Here is a 17,926-nt window from a genome sequence, read left to right on the forward strand (position 1 = left end):
ATCTTTTCCGCGGTCCGGATTATCTTAATACAGGAAACAGCTTTTACAGGGAAGCTCCCTTTAAGATCTTACCCTGACATTTACAGAGGTTCATAAGCATATGACAGCGGATAGCATCAAAAATCAGAACAGCGCCGACGCCGAATGGCCCTTAACAGCTTCATTCGCCCTGAACGGTCCCGGATATATCGAGGCCTCTGCCGGAACCGGAAAGACCTTCACCATTACCTGCCTTATCACCAGACTGCTTCTGGGAAGCAAAAAATACAGTCCGCTGCCTCTGGACAGGATGCTGGTAATGACCTTTACCCGCAGTGCAGCCCGGGACCTTAAAAGAAAGATCCGGGAACGTCTTACAGAGGTGCTGACCCTTTTTCAGGATCATGAGGCTTCCGGCACTTCCGGACCGAAACAGGAAATGGATCCTAAAAGGGATCTTGCGGCCCCGGATAACAGCTACCTCAGGGATTTTGTGGAAATTTTTCATAAATGGGATCTTCCGGAGAGTGAGATTCCTCCCGAAACCCTGAAAATCCGCAACCGGACGGCCAGGCTTATTCTCAGAACTGCTCTTACCAGCATCGACAAGGCTTCCATTTCCACTATTCACAGCTTCTGCTCCGGCATGCTGAAGAGACATGCCATTTCTGCCAGAATTCCGTTTTCCCAGAACCTTCTTACCGATGACAAGGCTTCCGCCAAATGCACCGAGGCGGTAATGGAGGCGGTGCGGGAGTTTTTTTATGACCCTGCTCTTACCAGAGAGGAAGCCGGGAAGCTTCTGGAGGGATCCGGTATTTTCAGCGATGACCGCTGGCTGGACAACCTTTCAGGGCTTCTGGAGGGAAGCTACGGTCCGTCGCACACGATGCACCGCTTCACTTCTCCTGACGGGAGTCTGGAAAAAGCCGCCACTCTGGCCGAGGTGGCCAGAATATTCCTGAAACAGGATGCAAAATTAGCTGATTACTGTGACCGGCTTTATGAAAAATATGAAGAGTTTTTTAAGCTGAAATTCAATCAAATAAATAAAATTTCAGATTTACTCCCTGCAGAATATTCTACCGAAAAATGTGTGACTTTTTTCAGGGAATGCACAAAGGATGAGAAGTATAGGAAAAACCATGGTGTTCTTATAAATTGTCTGGAAAGTTTGGTATACGGAAGATCAAAAGCGTTTAAGGAGCGCTTTGCCGCTTTAAAGGCCATTCCTGGTTTTTCTTCTTTAATTAACTCTATCGGGGAGGTGCTAAACTCCACTCAGTCCATTAAAAACATAGTTTATGACCGCATTCTCACAAGAGCTGCGGAAATTCTGGAAAGAAAGAAGGATATGGAGGGGTTCCTTTTTCAGGACGATCTCCTGACCCGGCTCAAGGCGGCTCTTGAAAATCAGAACTCCGGCATTTCCGGAGACAATGCTGTCCGGGATCTCCGCGATGCCATCCTTAAGGATTATCCGGTAGCCATCATCGATGAATTTCAGGATACGGATCCGGTTCAGTTTTTTATCGTGAGCCAGGTATATCTGAACTATTTCCGGGAGCATAGGGAGGAGGTACAGAGGTCCAGTACTGCGGCTCCTGACACCGCTGATAAGAGACAGGAAATTCAGGGCTTTTACGTTATCGGCGATCCCAAGCAGAGCATCTATCTTTTCCGCGGAGCCGATGTAAGCTGCTATAACAATGCGGTGGCCGCTATAAATAAGTTCTGGGCCGGGTCTGCGAACAGCGCCGGCGGAATGCCTGGGGAGATTCATAATGGCAATCTTGATACCAATTTCCGGTCCAACCCGCTTCTGGTGTATCAGGTAAACAGCCTGTTCAGTGATTTTACGAACTCTTTTCAGAGATACCGGGATGATACCGCCCCCCTGAATAAGCCCAATATTGACAGCGAAGAGGATTATTTCCGTTCCTATCTCCGGGGGGACAGCTGGCATTTTGCCCCGGTAAGGGCCAATACCGAAAAGCCGGGGCGTGAGAAGGCGTCCCAGAAATTTCTGGTACTTAAATACAACTTTTTTGATAAGGACGGTAAAAGCTGTACTAAAGAGGTCATTCCGTGGCCGCTGACAGTTTTCTATGATGAGTTTTCAGTTCAGCAGGGCTCGAAAAGTGTAAAAGGTGTCAATAAGGAGATTCTTTTCAGTACCCTGGCAGCCTCCTGTGCCCGGGAGATTGTCAATGTTCTCAACTGGGGGTGGATTTCAGAAAGGCAGCCTGATAATTTCGCGCCTTCCGGTAAAAATCCGTATCATGAGGTAAAGCTTTCGGATATAGCCGTGCTGGTTTCCTCCAAGGATGAAGCGGGGCTGATCCGGAGAGCGCTTGCCCGGAAGGAGGTTCCGGCGGTGTTTACCTCGAACCGGCAGAAGATAACCGACACCCTGGAGTTTGAATCTGTTTATGACCTTATGCAGGCCTTCCTGAATCCCAAGGATAATCAGAAGCTCCGCTATCTGGTTTCCGGCAGCTTCTTCGACTGGACAGCCCAGGATATTTCCGACAGCCTGGCTGACGGCTTTGAAAAGATTTCTCCGGTGCTGGTAGCCGGTGCCGAGAAATGGCAGGAAAGCGGTTTTATGTCCGCCTACTGCTATTTCACCCAGGAGCTTAGGATTTTTGAGAATCTTTCAGGAATTATCGGCGGCGAGGCCATTATCACCAACCTTAACCAGGCTGCGGAGATTGCCCAGAGCCTGTCATCCCGGGTTTCTGCCCGTGAAGGCATGGTGTCCCTTTACCGCAGGCTTATGGACGAGCCGGAGAATGACGGGGCGGCAGAGGAGCTCTCGGACTATTCCATGAGAGCCGGAGCCAGTGACCGGGTAATCAGAATTACCACCTATCATTCCTCCAAGGGGCTGGAATACAACATTGTGTTTATGCCGTTTGCCGGTATCTGGAAAAATAGCGGCGGCAATAATTCCTTCAGTCCGGTTTCCTACCTTGAGGACAGTGTTCCTGAGGGAGAGGGGTGGCTGCGTTACGATATCACCGGGGATGACAGGTTACGCAACCAGCATGACTGGAACGAAATGGGAGAAACTCTGAGACTGTGGTATGTGGCGGCCACCAGAGCCAAGTATGCCATGTTTCTCTGGACCGGCTTTATGAATGACAGAAATCAACTCATAAACTCTTCCAAAGGCAGTAGTGGCATCCACTACCACTATCCCCTCTATGTGCAGTTTCGCGGTATGGCAAAAAACTCCACGCCGGCGTTTGACGCTATCAGTGCGGCCCTCAGGGAGCTTTTCTGCGCCAAAGACAAACGCGACACTGATCAGGTCCCCGTCAGTGAGCATACCGGGAAATGCAGAGAGTATATTAAAAAACTCTGCTGCGTAAATTCCTGGCCCGGGGAGCTGGCTGACTGGAAGCCTGCCGAGGTGTCTGACGAGAAATTTAAAAAGGAATTTGACAGGGTGTCTGACAGGCTGTCATTTCTGATGGCGACTCTTCCAAAAATCGATAAGGAGGGCAAATACTTCATCCCGGCTTCTCCTGAGGACGTGAAATGGGATTCTGTCCGTAAGGAGAAGCAGCTGGACATTTCTGTCGGCACGGAGATTGCGGCACGTTCCTTTGACGGGAATGTTCCGGATTACTGGCGCATTCTGTCCTACTCCTCCCTGGTGGGCGCCCGAACCCACCATGGCGGTGCGGTTCAGGCAGATCCGGAGGCCGGTGCTGATGAAGAGGAAACCCGGGATTCTGAAATTGCCGAAACAGAGCCGGTATCCCGGAGGGACGAACCCCGGAATCTTATCCGGGGCGGTATCAGTACCGGTCTCTTCCTGCACAGTATTTTTGAGCATCTGACTTTTGAAAATATCCGGGCCGACCGGAAAATGCTCGCGGAGCTCCGGAAGCAGGACAGAGTTTCCCGTCAGGATCTCCTGGACAGTATCAGTACCTCCCGGGTTATTGCCAGCTGTCTGGAGGTCTATCCCATGTCCGGGGAGTGGCACACCTCCAGGGGGCTTCAGGATCTTACGGAATGGATTCTGTCAGCCTGTGAAACCCCGATGCAGGACTGCTTTGGGAATACCTTTGCGCTCCGGGATCTCCGGGATTTCCACACCGTGAAGGAAATGGACTTTTACATGAACGTGCCTGCCATTGAGAATATCGGCAAGCTGTCTGACATTGTGCGTAAAGCTGAAAGAGAGGACTATCCCGGAAAGCTCATTTTTGCGGACAGCAGGAAGGAGAAGGGGAAGGAGCAGAGTATTATCAGTGAAGCGAAGGTTAAAGGCTTCCTGACCGGTTCCCTGGATCTGTTTTTTGAGTACGGGGATCGCTACTACGTAGCCGACTACAAATCCAATATCGTGCACGGAAATATGGATCAGCCAGGATTCTGTGACCAGAAGACCATGCAGCAGATCATCGCCGAATCCCGCTATGATTTTCAGTATGTTATTTACACGGTAGCCATGCACCGCTTCCTCCGGCAGAAGCTGGGGAGTGCCTACAGCTATGAGAAGCACATTGGCGGCATCTTCTACCTTTTCCTGAGAGGCATGATGGGGGAACCTCCGGAGCATACCGGCCGTCCGGAAAGCCAGGGGGTCTGCTATGTGCGTCTGCCGGAGAGTCTGGTGACGGAAGCGGACCGGTTTTTTGCAGGGGAATCTGCGAAGAATGCATCCGGAAACGGGAATTAAGGAACAGCGAGGTACACCATGAAATACTTTTTTAAAACGCTTCTGGAGCTTCCCGTCTGGTCGGATGTGAGCAGAGCCCAGGGGCGGTATGTCTTTGAGAGACTCTGTTCTGCGGATTTCGCCGGTCCTGCCGTGGTGCCGGAGAACGCCGCCCTGTGGGGGGAAGCCCCGTCTTTGCCCGCGGAGCAGCTTTTTGATGATCCTGCCGCTGAGGCTCTGGGGGCTCTGACGCTGCTTATTGGAAGAGCTGTTGAAAACGGTAGCTCCGCCCTGAGCCAGGAGCGGGCCCGGGAGGAGCTGCTGAGGCTTCCCGGGGAGATCGAAAAGCACTGGAACAAAAAATCCGGACTTCTGGCCTTTGTCCGGAACGGGATGGTTCGGGAACGCCTCCGGGTGCTGGCAGATCTTCTGATTTCTCCGGATTTTCTCCGGGAGGAGGATGCCAGGTCTCCGGAAACCGACTTCTTTAAGGATCGGAGCGGGAAGCCCCGAAGCAGCGTACTGGATCTCCGGGCGGAGCCGGTGGCACCTGAGGACGGTGTTTCTCCGGCCTATGCCCCCGAGGCTGCTCCGGAGGCCGGAGATCTCCTGAAGCCTCTGGTGTTCAGCATGGGAAATTTTTACTTCGCCAGGTACTATGCGGCGGAAACGGCCGTTGCCAGAATTCTGAGCACGAAAATGGGGACTCCCTGGCCCCGGTTTTCTTTTGAAGATCCCTCCAGGGCTGACGCTCTCCGGATGGTGCTGGATCGGCTGTTCAGCCCGAATTATCTGGACGGGGACACTCCTTCCGGCCCGGACTGGCAGAAGGCCGCGGTGGGGATGTCCTTCCTGCACCCGGTTACTGTGATTACCGGCGGTCCCGGTACCGGCAAGACCACCACCGTGGCGAAGCTTCTGGCGGCCATTATCCTGCTGGAGACGGCATCCGGGTCTTCCGGGCTCAGCATTGCCCTGGCGGCTCCTACCGGAAAGGCTGCGGCCCGTATGAAGGAATCTCTGGGAAACAGCATCGGAGATCCCCATATCAGGCTCCGGGAACGCATGGAGGCAGCTGCCCGGGATCTCGGCATAGATCCTGCCCGGGTTTTTGAGAGATATCAGGAATGCCTTAACGTCCCTGCCGTCACGCTCCATTCGCTACTGGGCATGCATCCCGGTTCCCTGAAGGCCCGGCGGAACTGCGAGTTCCCGCTGGCGCAGGATCTTCTGATTGTGGACGAGGTCTCCATGGTTGATATCCTGCTCATGCAGAACCTCCTGAAGGCCCTGAAGCCGGAATCTGCCCTGATTATGCTGGGAGACCATAACCAGCTGGCCAGTGTGTCGGCAGGCACGGTGCTGGGCGATATCTGTTCGGTTCTGAACCGGGAGCGGCTTTCCGGGGTTTCGGGCCGGGATCTTAAGCTTATAAGCGGGATTACCGGTATTGCAGCAGGGGACCTCAGTCCGCATAACATTGCTGACGGCATTGTCAAACTGGTGTATTCCCGGAGATTTAATGCGGACAGCCGGATCGGCAGGCTGGCATACAGCGTTAACAATGCGAACTCCCGGGAGATGCTGGACATTCTCGGAAAGCAGGATCGCAATGAGCTTTTCTGGTACGACGGAAAAGGCGGGGAGTCCGGCAGAAGCAAAGATGCCGTCCTGGCCGGACTCCTGTGTCAGAAAGCCTGTCCCGTCGGAGCGGCCGGACATGGAAGCAGCGGCTTTCAGGAATATTTTGAGACGGTGCTTAAATCCTGCGGGATCTGCACAGGCAAAAAATCCAAAGACCGGGAAGAGAACAGTCTGGAAAGGGAGCTCGGGGCGGTATTCAGTGCAGTTAACAGCTTCCGGGTGCTGACTCCGGTGCATGATGGTGTTCTGGGAGACAAAAGACTTAACCAGTACATTAACGGAAAATGCTTCGAATATGTGAGGTCCCGGCTTGCCAGTGATAATGGCAGCGGTGTTTTTCTGGACGAGGAATGGTATCCCGGGAAGGTGTTCCTGGTTACCAGAAACAACCGGGACTGGGATCTTCACAACGGTGACGTGGTTATTGCCGGGCTGGATCCGGCATATCCGGGTTCCCGGCGCATCTGGGCAGAGCGGGTTTCCGGAGGAGAGACGGAGGGCGCTCCGGAAGCGGGCTCTCCGGGGCAGCCGGTGCCCGGGGATCAGAAGAAAGCCTCCGGTTATGTTTCGCTGCCATTCTCCATGATTCCGCATCTGGCTACGGGATATGTGCTTACGGTGCATAAGTCCCAGGGATCAGAGTTTCTTCATACGGTGATTGTGATGCCGGAGGATAATAGCGAAAACACCTCCCGGGAGCTTCTCTACACCGGAATCACCAGGGCCCGGAAGCATCTTTCGCTATACGGCACTGAAGAGATCATAAAACGGGCAGCCCTCAGGGGCACGGAAAGATCCAGCGGCCTCGCGGCGAGACTCCTGATAAACGGCAAATCCTGAACGGGGCCGTGGCAGATTACCGGAAACTGTCCCGGGCCGGAGAACGTCCGGAACAGCTGAAAAACCCCCTCCCGGGAAGAGCTATTTTCTGATGAGATCCGCAATCTGCTGTTCGATAATCCGGAGCTCCGGGCTGGAGTTTTCGAAACAGGCAGCCCCCCGGATCACAAAGAGAACCCGGGTCAGGAGCTTCATGGTTATCGGATGCCGGTGGTTTTCCACCAGGCAGAGATGGCTTTTGCTGTAGCCGATGGCCGCGGCGAACTCGTCCTGATTCATTTTCAGGAGCTCTCTTATATGTCGAATAGTGTCTCCGTCCATAACTCTGCTCCGTAATCTTTTTCCGTTTCAGGCAGAAAACGCGGCTTTTTTGCTGAAATTCTGCAAAGGCATGCCGTTCTTTTATCCTGAACGGGAATGGCTGGGCATAAAATTGAAGGGGATCAGGCTTGATGACAAAGAAAAATAATAGAGCGTAACGAAGATCATTAATAGTATGGCAAATCAGTTAATCTCCGGCAGGAAAAGGTCTCTGCTCTTAGAATTATTATCTCCGCAGCTCTTCAGGAGTCTCCGGCTTCAGTTTTATCCGGAGGGCGGAGGGGCAGTCTTGGTTTTTTCCGCAAACGCAGTCAGACAGTGCTACGTTTCTAATAGTCTTCAATCCCTTTTTTGCAGTGCGCCGGCAGTGTCCGGACCGGATTCCGGGAACCGGAGCCCCCGTGCCGGAACAGCCGGGAAACGCTCCCGGCAGGCACTGTAATTATCCTCAGTATAGCACAGGAAACTGCCGGGCGACCATTGCGGCAGTCCGGTTTTTCGGGAGAGATCAAAATGTTCCGGGATCTGTCAGAAGGATCGGGAAATGCAGCAAAAATCTCAGGGATAAAATCGCTGTAAGCCTTGAATGATGAACGGGGTGCGCGGTTTTCGTCAGTGCTGTCCGGTGTTTGAAGCTGCGGCCGGGAGGGGGCCGGCTCCTTTCAGAGTACGGCAGTCCGGACAGACTGGAGGATCCTGAATCTGTCCGGACTCTTTAAAAACAGATAGTTCTGGTCTAATCCGGAATTACCGCCGGTTCAGGACCGAAATTCCGTTTTCTGAGGGTGCAGGGAAAATCCTAAGCGATTATGAATCGTAGAAATCCTGTCCCTTTTCGGTAACCAGCCTCTCGGTCTTCGGATACGCGAAGATCTCCGGATTTCCGGCATTCTTCTCAAGATAGTCCGCAAATCTTTCGGCATGCCATTTTGCCATGAGGAGGTTGTGCAGCAGATAATTGCCGCAGTTTTCAGCTGTAGCTCCGGGGACGGCCGCAGCAGTGCTGACGGATCTGAAGGCCCGGAGAAGGAGTCCGTGGATTTCCTGCGGCCGGCGTCCCCCCTTGAGGATGAGATAGAAGCCGGTGAGACAGCCCATGGGACCCCAGTAGATGATTTCATCCTTCCATTCGGGATCGTTTCTTAAGAAGGTGGCGATGATATGCTCCAGAGAGTGCATGGCCGCCACGTCAACGGCCGGCTCCCGGTTGGGTCTGGTAACCCGGATGTCATAGGTGGTAATCGCACTGTCCCCGGCAGTATCCTGTCTGCTGATGAATATTCCGGGCACGATGCGGGTATGGTCAACGGAAAAGCTTGGTATCAGATCCATGCGGTAGTTCCTTTTTCTTGGTGTTTTTTTGCGGCCTCGCGGTTTCCGGAGTAAGGGGGCCGGATTCCTCCGGTTCCCGCCGCATTTCTGTTTCCCTGGCGCTGAAGCATTCCGGTTTTCCCTCTGGAAGGGACCGGCCCTGAGCGCAACTCTGGCAAGGATATCAGATTATGAAGGAGTCAGCTACAGTGATTTTCAGAACCCGGATGCCGGGGAACTCCGGCCAGACTCCCTGGAAAACCATCACGGCAGAATATCCAGGCTTCAGGTCAGAAAAATCTGAAAATTTGCTATGTGGCTAACATGAATGTTTCGGGCTACCCGTTAATATTTAAGGAGCAACGCAGGAGAAAGATCGTTAAATGCGAATTTTTCCGCCATTCCTGAGGCACTCCGGCCCTTCGAAGTCCCCCGGTGCGTCCCCGGGTTTCCGAATAGGGGGGGGAGGAGTTCCTGGCTGCCGGCAGTGGTGCCTCCTACGGTTTACACTCCCGGACCCCGGCAGGAAAGGTGCCGTTCTGATTCCGGAAGGTGGCTTTCAGAAAGAGTCTCTCCGGATTATGTCATGCTGCTTTCCCCGCCCTTCTTTTTTGTCTGTTCCGGTATTCTGCTACCTGATATGGCCGGAAGTTCTGATCATTGAGATGCCTCTGGAGCACGCCTACGGTCCTGTTCACGATACCGGTCATGAGTGCCTTTTCCCGGCAGGTAACATCCTTTCTGGTCAGTGTTTTTATGGCCCAGTCCAGATTTGCCACTTTGGTCATCATGGAGCAGGTGAACAGTATTGCCGAAAATGGCATGTTATGGTGTCCGGAGGGATCGATATTCCTTCTGGTTCTGAGGGGTATGGACTTCAGGGAGAGCGGAAATCTGGCCGGGTTCAGTTTCCCGCTGTTCTTCCCGCAGGAGTCTCTGCGGCTTTCCGGGGTAATGGATTGTTCGGCACCGATTATCTTTCTTAGAATGTCGATGGCCAGACAGTAGTAGGATATTTCATGGGCGGTAGCCCTGTTCAGGAAGCTGTCCGAAAGAACGTGCTCCCGGGTGGGCAGGGACTCTGCCGGAACCTCCCGTGTGATGGTTCTGTTTCGAATATGGTTATGCCGGGCCCGGGGCTTGCAGGAGCTGTAGACGAGGTCGGTGGCACAGGCCCGGGGAACTCCGCGGTCTGACATGAATTCCAGAAGGCTGTTCAGAGCTCCGGTGTTTTCGGAACCGAACAGGTTGAGATTGATAATGGAGTGTTCCCGGTACTGGGGGAAGGAAATATCCAGATCCTTTATCATGTCCCCAATGATATCTGCGGGGTTCCTGACGGTAAACAGCCTGAGGAGCCTGATATCGTTCAGAAAGCCCCAGATTGGAAAGGGAAGCAGGGTAAATACGTGCCGGGCAGCGGGAATTCTGCCGATAATGAGATTTACCAGCACGCCTTCAAGTCCCGGTTCCCGTGCAATCATTGAAATCACCATGTTGTTATAGGCCATGATCCAGTCCGCCCTCCGGGTGCCCGAATTCTCCGGGGTGTCCGCTCCTCCGGGAACGTGTTTGCGAAGGTAGGATATCAGGGTTTTCTTGAGGAGACTCCTTTCTTCCCGGGAAATGAATGGATTGCTGCTTTCGATAAACTCGTTGCATTCCGGGGCGTTTTCCATAAAGAAGCTTTTGAACTCGAGGAAGTTCAGATCCTCAATGTATTCAGAGTACCAGTCGTTAAGAATTGCCAGATTTCTGGCCAGGCTTTCCGGGGACTTGAACGACTGAATCGTACTGTCCAGAAAGCTGTTCAGGCTTTTCATATAGGCCTTAGGTTCATCGCCCCAGTGTCTGATGAAGGCGGAGGGGTGCATTTTTATCAGAAAGCTCCGGAAGCGGCGCCGGAATTCTCCGATACAGAACCGCGGGCTGTTCACTTTCCTGAGCCAGGGAAAATCGGCAATCAGGGCAGATATCTTGATCTTTGAGAGGTATTTTTCCAGATGATCCCATTCCAGAATGCTATCCTGCGGCAGAGAGGCCGATGCGGTATCAGAAGAATTATGAGCGGAGTGACTGGTATTTTCTCTGAAGGGCAGCAAGAGGTTCTCTGCGGCCGGAGTCTGGTTTATCTGGCCCGGTAAATTCATGATAATGCTACAGGTTTTGATCTGATCAATAATCATGGATTCTCTGCTGGGGATGGTTTTAATGAGATGTTTTGGAAAACTAATGCTGTTATAGTTATAAATATACATGTTCAGTTTATCACGCATTTTGATTTTAGACAGGTTGACAGATATAACATCATAAAAATGCCATCTGAAAACGTTATATCCCTTATAACAGCAATAGAGACATATTTGTCTTGCAGCCTTAAGCTCCTTATGATGTGATTGCGGTCATATTTTATAACAAAAATGTGATCTGGTGCAAAATTTTTATAAAATTCCGCCCGGGGCTGCGTGTCCGGCCTGAGCAGCACAGTATAAGTGCCCCGGAAAAGTTTTCCGTAAATAAAGCCTTTTCTCCTGTCAGGAAGATTCCGGAAAAAAGTGGCCGGAGAGCAGAAGAACAGACGGGCGGCAGGGGCCCGTTTTTCCGGAGAACAGACAGCAGAGATGCGAAACAGCAGAGATTAGGAGACTCAGCGGAGAAGGAAATAATTCTGAGCCCCGGCACCCGCTGTCAAGAGTTTTCGTACCATTTAGAGAACCCGCAGTTTTTGGGGCTCCGCGCTTTTCGTTCAAAGAAATCCGCAAAAACCGCCGGTCCCGCATTTAAGGCTTATTTTACGAAGCAGAAATTTTTTGGTCTTACCATACCTCCGTTTTTAAGAACTGGAGGTACAGACAAATATGGCGGTATCCGGACTTCCCTCTCCCGGTGTCCTTCTCATGCTTTTGGGGTTAATAACCGGCACCGGGGCAACTCTCACGATTCCCGGAGAAAAGCTGCTTTCGGATATCCTGAGGCTGTCAGATGAAGTGCTGACGGTTTCTGCGTCTCCGCAGAATCAGGACTGCCGGGACACCTCTGCCGGGCGTGACTGTTCCGGACAGATCCGTTATCCTGGAGCCCGGGAGAGTTCTGCTGATTATTCCGGCGAAACCGGGAACTCCTCCCAGGGCAGCAGAGGCAGGGCCTTTCTGGAAATCGGCTTTCTCCCGGGAGCAGCCCTGGTGGCTGCCTCCTTTGAGGCCAGTATCTCCCGAAAATCCCGTTCCGGTGCCGCAGGGAGTCCGGATCCAGCGGCTGCTTCCCGCTCCGGGATACCGTCACGCGTGTCTTCGGAGGACCGCTCCTTTTCAGAAAAAACTCCCGGAGTCCTCCTTGGGGAATTTCTGGCTGAACAGGCTCTGGCATACCAGGAGCAGCTTCTGGCCCGGAGGTATCCGCTTAAAGGCCTCCCGCTTTCCGAGAAACGGCGTCTCCGGGAGATTCTGGAAAGGGAGCGGGAACGTCTTCCTGAAAAGGTTCTGGATACCTTCATAAGCAGCGGAGCCGTTTTCATCCGCACGGACGGCATTTCTGCGGTAAACCGGCTCCGTCTTCTCGGATTCTATGCCGGTATGGTATACCGGATTCTGAAGAATGATTTCCCGGTGCTGAGCGTTTATTTTCTGGGAATCATTCTGGATGCGGGAATCACCCGCTACCTCAAGCTCCGGGACGGCTATCTTCCGGTACCGCGCCGCTACAGTCTTTCTGCTCTGGGAACTGCGGTTCATATCGGTGCGGTGCCGGTGCTTCTTATTCCTTTCCTGCTGCCGCCAGCAGTGCTTCCGGCAGTATGCAGCGTCCTCATGCTGACCCTGGGCGTCTGTGTTCATACGCTAATCATCAATCTTTCCGCACGGCCCTCAAGTGACCTTCTTAATCAGGAGTAACCAGCAAAATTTATGAATCAGATTGAAATCCCCAGATATGTTGACGATCCGCCAGTGATTCTGCTCTGGTCGGTAGATGAGATTACCCCGCTTTTAGCCGGTCTTTTTCTGGGAATCCAGCTTGGTCAGGCCTTGCTCTGTACTGTTCTGGGTCTCCTTATGACCCATTTTTACCGGAAATGCCTGGATGCCAGTCAGGACGGCTTTCTGGCCGGTTTTATGTACTGGTACGGTCTCTGGAGTGTCCGGGGCCGGATTTTCCCCAACCCCTTTATTCGGGAATACCGGTAGGAGGAGACGATGAATTTTCAGACACTGCTTACCTCCTGGCAGGGGCTCAGAACGGCGGTTTATATTCTCTCCGCCTTCTGCGCCTCTTTGATTGCTGCTAACCTGGCACTGACCCTGGGGCTGGTTTTTCATGACGAAACCGTGGTGCTGGTGCCCCCCATTCTGGATTCAAAGGTTTCGGTTTCCCGCAGACAGGCGGACGAGGGGCTCCTCAAATCCTGGGGCCTTTATTTCGCGCAGCTTCTTGGAAATGCCACTCCCGGCAATACCGAGTTTCTGAAGGAGTCCATGGCCCCGGTGCTTTCTCCGAAGGTATTTAGCGAATTTATGACAGCACTGAACACCCAGGCCGAGGAAATGCGCTTTGACCGGGTGAGTCTCAGGTTTGAGCCCCGTCTTGTGCAGTATGAAAAAAGCACGGGGCTTGTGTTTGTCACCGGCCAGAGTGTGGCTGTCGGTCCTGGCGGGGACGAAAAAAGAAAGGAACGCACCTACGAGTTCCTGATTGAGATCCGTAATTTCATGCCGCTCCTTTCCCGTATGGATACCTATCAGGGAAGCGCCCGTACCTCCAGGGTGCGTGAAAAGCTTCGGGCCCGGGATAACCGGAACGGAGCCGGCCGTAACAAAGATAACAGAAGGAGAGATGATCATAATGAGTATTAACCTTAAAGACTGTTTTATAAAAACCATAGCCGGCTGCCGGAGATCGCTGTCCAGGTTTGGAAGGCCCATCTCCAGGGGCGTCCGGAAGGCGCAGGGAGTACTGAAACGGAGGTATTCCGGAAGGCTCACGAAAGACTGGCTTCCCCGTGCTGTCCGTGATGGCTGGTACCGGACGCTCTGGTTCCTCCGGACAGTGCAGTCCTGTCTCCTGTCCGGAAGAGAGCTGCCGGGGACTGTCCGGGAAGAGAAAAAGGAAAAAGGGGAGCGCCTCTGCGAGTTTCTGGTAGTGATCCGGAATCCGGCCCCCTTCCTGACCTTCAGGGAAAACAGCCGCGGATGCTTCCCGGGCTATGGGAGAATGGGAATTTTTCTGAGAGATCCGCATGTCAGAAGGATCTGGGAGTACATTATGCTCTTCCTTTTCCGGGAGCATTATGATTCCGGAAGCCTCCGGAAGCGGCAGTACCACTTTATCCCGCTAATGCTTTTCAGTATTTTTTTCATGGGGCAGTCTGTTGAAAATGCAGAGGCCGGAGAGGCCGGGACCCTGCCTCCGGAATTCCGGTTCAGCTTCAGGGTGGCCCGGGATGACCTGAACCGGATTCTGTTTCCGTTTCCCGGAATTACTGTGAGCACCGTTTCCGAAGGGGAGATCCGCACTGACGGCGGGGCCCTCTATGTCCTTCCGGATTCCGATGCCCCCATAACGCTTTTTGTATCTCCTGAGGATAATCCGGAGGTGAGCTTTCTTCTGGAGCTCCTGCCGGATTCCGGGAGTGCCAGAAGCTACCGGATTCCGCTGCCCCGGGTTCTTTCCGGCGGCCGCGGTGCGAAAGGAGACGGTAGCGACGAGGTTGCGGCCGAATCCCGGGAGACACAGCTTTCCCGGGGCTTTACCGGTATCTGGAAGGCTCTGAACCGTTCCTCTGAAATCCCGCAGGAGATTGCAGGCTACACCAGAATTCCGGAACGCCAGGTTCGTGACTCCTATGGGGATATTTCGGGACTCTGCAATGCCTATCAGGAAACCTCCTTTGCCGGAGCCTGGAGCAGGGGGGAGTATCTTTACGTCATGCTGATGCTGAAAAACAGTCTTGCTGTAAAAACCGATATCTACTGTCCGGCCCGGAAGATTCTCGGCTACAGTCTTCTTAACACCACGGCGGTGTCTTCCGGCGGCCAGCGCCGTATCATTGTTGCCCTGCACCGGAGCGTCTGAGATGGAATTCAAACTGTGGGACAGGCTTCCTCCCGGAGCAAGACGGGCCCTGGTGTGGGCGGGAGCCGGAACTGTCATTGTTCTTACGGTACTTTCTGCCGGAAGCCCCGTCCGTGAGGATCGGAACCGGGAGCGGGATCTGGTCAAGAACGTGTTTTCAGACATTAACACCCGGGAGGTGGGAGTGGACAGCCTGGCAGCATCGGTGGATCTTCTCCGCCAGCGTGAGGAGGCACTCCGGGGGGAGCTTCGGGATATCAGACACGAGATGGAGCTTATCCGGAAAAACGCCGGTATTCTCGGCGCGGCCCAGGATCCGGAAAAGGCTGATGCCCGCCTGAAGGAGCTGGAAGATATTATCAGTGAATTCCGTGTGATAAAGAGTCTTCTTCCCAAAAGGCTGCGGGAGATGCGGAAGGAGGAAGGTGCTCCTGCTTCCGGTGATACGGGGCCGGGGCTCCCGGATTCCGGGACTGCCGGATCCGGAAGCTCTGCCGGGTGCTATGGTGAGAACTGTCCTGGTGGCAGTCCCGCCTCCGGCAGTATTTCCGGAGATTCAGAACCGGACCAGGAGGGGGAGCCGGTTCCGGATATCCGGGAGGAGTTCGTTTTTGAGGAGATTCCTCCGGCTGAGCCTGCCCGTTTTTCACGTGCTGCTCCGGCTCCTGAGCCCCGTCCCAGACGGCAGATCCGGAGAATATCCGGCGGAGAGGCGGGAGGCGGCCCCCGGAACCGTAAGGGCGATACCGGCCGGGGAGCCGCGGTTCCCCGGGATTCCCCGTCCCAGAAGTCCTCCGGCAGCCGTTCCGGAAAATCTGCCGGGGGGAGACAGGTCTATCTTCCGTCCGGCACTATCATGAGCGGCTATCTCATTACCGGCATTGATGCGCCTACCAGGGACGAGGCCAGAGGGGATCCCTTTCCGGTGCTGATTAACCTTGACAGGACGGCGATTCTTCCCGGGGACGGGCAGTATGATCTTTCGGGATGCTTCGTGCTGGCTGCAGGGTTCGGCGATCTCAGTTCGGAAAGAGTATATTTCCGGACTGAGAAGCTGAGCTGTATGGGACCTTCCGGGAGGGTGGCGGAACAGAAGCTCAATGCCTATATTTCCGGAGAGGATGGAAAAGCGGGACTTAGAGGACGGCTGGTGTCCAAGCAGGGACGGCTGATTGCCAGGTCACTCACGGCCGGCTTTCTGGAAGGTCTTTCCGGGGCCTTTGATGTGAATCCGGTACCGGTTATCAGCACCACCGGCAGCAATGCCACTCAGTATCAGAGCGTGTACAGCCGGGATGCCCTGAGAGGTGCGGCAGTGTCCGGAGCCGATAAGGCCCTGGAACGGGTGGCGGATTTCTATCTCCGTCTGGCCGACAGCATGTTTCCCGTGCTGGAAGTAGATGCTGCCCGGAGAATCGATATTGTGGTCACTGAGGGAGTGAGTCTCGAATTTGATTTCCGGGGCCGGGAGGGGCGTCAGGACGGCTTTTATGCGGATAACACCAAAGGGAGTCAGGGATGAATAGAATGACTGCAGGCCGGAATATTCTCCGGGAAAGCTCTCTGGGGGCGCAGCAGAGAGGTCAGCCAGCCTGTCCTCCGGAGAATGGACACAGAACCGGAAACAGGACAGACTGCGGATCAGTACGCTCCTTCGGGAGAATGTTCCCGGTATTCCTGACAGCTGCGGTGCTCTTTTTTGGGGGCTCGGGAGTATCCCTGGGGGCTGGCGGTGATTCCTATTACCGGAAGCATGAAGAGGGCTGGTTCTGGTATCAGGATCCGCACCCGCAGGATTATCGTGAGGAATCCAGTCCCGAAGCGGACATTCCGGTTCCGGCGTCCCCGGATTCCGGTGAAAGCGCCCCTGGAACCGCAGTTCCTGTTCCGGAGTATTCCGGGGATGGCCTGTTAACTGCCGCCTACCTTAAAAAGGCTCTTCCTGTTTATCTGGAACGGGCTCTGGACAATCCGACGCCGGAGAACGTCCGGGACTATTTTGCGCTTCAGAAAATGAGCATGGACAAGAGTCAGAACTTTGCGGGAGCTGCCCGAATTCTGCCGCTTCTTTATCCCGATCTGGACGAAGCCCGGGGCCGGACAGATTACGGACGGGGCCGGGAGATTCAGGAGCGGATGGCGGAGCAGGAGCGCGAAACCGACCTCCGGAAGCTTGCGGGAATGGCGGGGATTTTTTTTCTTTATCGAAGCTCCTGCCCTTACTGCCGGGAGGCACTTAAGGAGATGGACAGACTTGCCGGCTATGGCTTTAGGATTATGGGGATTTCTTTGGATGAGGGCCTTCTTCCGGTACCGGGAGCTTTCAGAAATGTGTCGGATCCGGCCATGGGCGGAGTTCTGGGGATTGTCTCGGTTCCTGCCATTGTTCTGGCTGCTCCGGATACAGAAAGAAAGTTTGTTACCGTAAGCACTTCGCTGCTGCGGCCCCGGGAAACGGAGGATCGGATTCTGGAAGGAGGGCGGATTCTGGGGCTAATGCCCCGGAATGCCGGGCAGTAACCCCGGTCATCTTTTTTAATTATTATCAGCAGGTCCTGAAATTTTGTCAGGGCGGTATTAGCGGACTCCCGCCGGGGAGTCCGCTTCCGGTCCCGGAAAAAGAGCTTCTTATTCGCTAATCGCCCTGATTGTGCAATGCCTTGTTACTGGTATTGCCCCCGTACAGTATTGGCCGCTTATAACACTGCCGCAGCAAAGAGTTTTTAATCCAGCGCTTCAATCATATGTATTTTATGTTAGCAGGAGGCGGTTATCCCCGTTAAGCTGCACTTCAGTCAGGTTTATGATCCGGAGCTTAATAATACCTGCCGGATTCCCGGAACCTGGTATTCCGGAATGACAGGGAGCAGGGTACAGGCGGCATCACCAGCAAAGGTTCTGCTATGAAAAACGGCTGTGGTGCTGACAGTTTCTCTTCGCTCCGCCTGCTTCTGTAAATCTCAAAAAGTCAGACAGACAGCTGATGTTTCCGGTACGGTGCCAAACCTTTCTCAGTCATATTTGCAGGTTTCCGAAAACTCCTCCTGACCTGTCATAAAAGCTCCTCCGAAATACCCGAAAATGGCT

11 protein-coding genes are annotated in these 17,926 nt (G+C 53.9%); 8 read left to right on the forward strand and 3 right to left on the reverse strand.

The features are described 5' to 3' along the window. Nucleotides 1–100: 100 nt before the first annotated feature. Nucleotides 101–4,678 (forward strand): UvrD-helicase domain-containing protein, encoded by a 4,578-nt coding sequence (locus F557_RS0111380; RefSeq protein ID WP_019002346.1) that lies wholly within the window; start codon nucleotides 101–103, stop codon nucleotides 4,676–4,678. Nucleotides 4,679–4,696: 18 nt separating this feature from the next. Continuing rightward, nucleotides 4,697–7,141: an exodeoxyribonuclease V subunit alpha gene (recD, locus tag F557_RS0111385; protein WP_019002347.1), complete on the forward strand. Its 2,445-nt coding sequence runs from the start codon at nucleotides 4,697–4,699 to the stop codon at nucleotides 7,139–7,141. Between the two features lie 81 nt (nucleotides 7,142–7,222). Here recD and F557_RS0111395 read toward each other — a convergent pair whose 3' ends face one another. The 3 genes from F557_RS0111395 to F557_RS0111430 form a co-directional block, all read right to left on the reverse strand. Further along, nucleotides 7,223–7,462 carry a helix-turn-helix domain-containing protein gene (locus F557_RS0111395; RefSeq protein WP_157617859.1) on the reverse strand — a complete coding sequence of 80 codons (240 nt, stop codon included), beginning with the start codon at nucleotides 7,460–7,462 and terminating at the stop codon, nucleotides 7,223–7,225. A gap of 807 nt (nucleotides 7,463–8,269) precedes the next feature. Continuing rightward, entirely contained in the window at nucleotides 8,270–8,794 is a 525-nt protein-coding gene (locus F557_RS0111420; protein WP_019002352.1) for an S-ribosylhomocysteine lyase, read from the reverse strand. A 563-nt stretch (nucleotides 8,795–9,357) separates the two neighbouring features. Next, nucleotides 9,358–10,959, reverse strand: coding sequence for a hypothetical protein (locus F557_RS0111430; protein WP_019002354.1), 1,602 nt, complete (start codon nucleotides 10,957–10,959; stop codon nucleotides 9,358–9,360). Between the two features lie 672 nt (nucleotides 10,960–11,631). Between F557_RS0111430 and F557_RS0111445 the strand changes: the two genes are divergently transcribed. Genes F557_RS0111445 through F557_RS0111470 form a run of 6 tightly spaced genes read left to right on the forward strand, consistent with a single transcriptional unit; the run spans nucleotide 11,632 to nucleotide 17,359 of the window. Next, nucleotides 11,632–12,663, forward strand: a complete 1,032-nt coding sequence (locus F557_RS0111445; RefSeq protein WP_157617860.1) for a hypothetical protein — start codon at nucleotides 11,632–11,634, stop codon at nucleotides 12,661–12,663. A gap of 12 nt (nucleotides 12,664–12,675) precedes the next feature. After that, nucleotides 12,676–12,954, forward strand: coding sequence for a type IV conjugative transfer system protein TraL (traL, locus tag F557_RS0111450; protein WP_019002358.1), 279 nt, complete (start codon nucleotides 12,676–12,678; stop codon nucleotides 12,952–12,954). Nucleotides 12,955–12,963: 9 nt separating this feature from the next. After that, nucleotides 12,964–13,620: a TraE/TraK family type IV conjugative transfer system protein gene (locus F557_RS0111455; protein WP_019002359.1), complete on the forward strand. Its 657-nt coding sequence runs from the start codon at nucleotides 12,964–12,966 to the stop codon at nucleotides 13,618–13,620. Further along, nucleotides 13,610–14,839 (forward strand): hypothetical protein, encoded by a 1,230-nt coding sequence (locus tag F557_RS0111460; RefSeq protein ID WP_019002360.1) that lies wholly within the window; start codon nucleotides 13,610–13,612, stop codon nucleotides 14,837–14,839. The genes F557_RS0111455 and F557_RS0111460 overlap by 11 nt, the downstream gene beginning before the upstream one ends. Nucleotide 14,840: 1 nt before the next feature. Next, nucleotides 14,841–16,361, forward strand: coding sequence for a TraB/VirB10 family protein (locus tag F557_RS21335; protein ID WP_019002361.1), 1,521 nt, complete (start codon nucleotides 14,841–14,843; stop codon nucleotides 16,359–16,361). Next, the gene (locus F557_RS0111470) at nucleotides 16,358–17,359 is read left to right on the forward strand and encodes a conjugal transfer protein TraF (RefSeq protein WP_084761630.1); all 1,002 of its coding nucleotides are present in this window, start codon (nucleotides 16,358–16,360) and stop codon (nucleotides 17,357–17,359) included. Before F557_RS21335 ends, F557_RS0111470 begins: the two co-directional genes overlap by 4 nt. Nucleotides 17,360–17,926 lie beyond the last annotated feature (567 nt).

The sequence above is a fragment of the Succinimonas amylolytica DSM 2873 genome (assembly GCF_000378405.1).
Classification (GTDB): domain Bacteria; phylum Pseudomonadota; class Gammaproteobacteria; order Enterobacterales; family Succinivibrionaceae; genus Succinimonas; species Succinimonas amylolytica.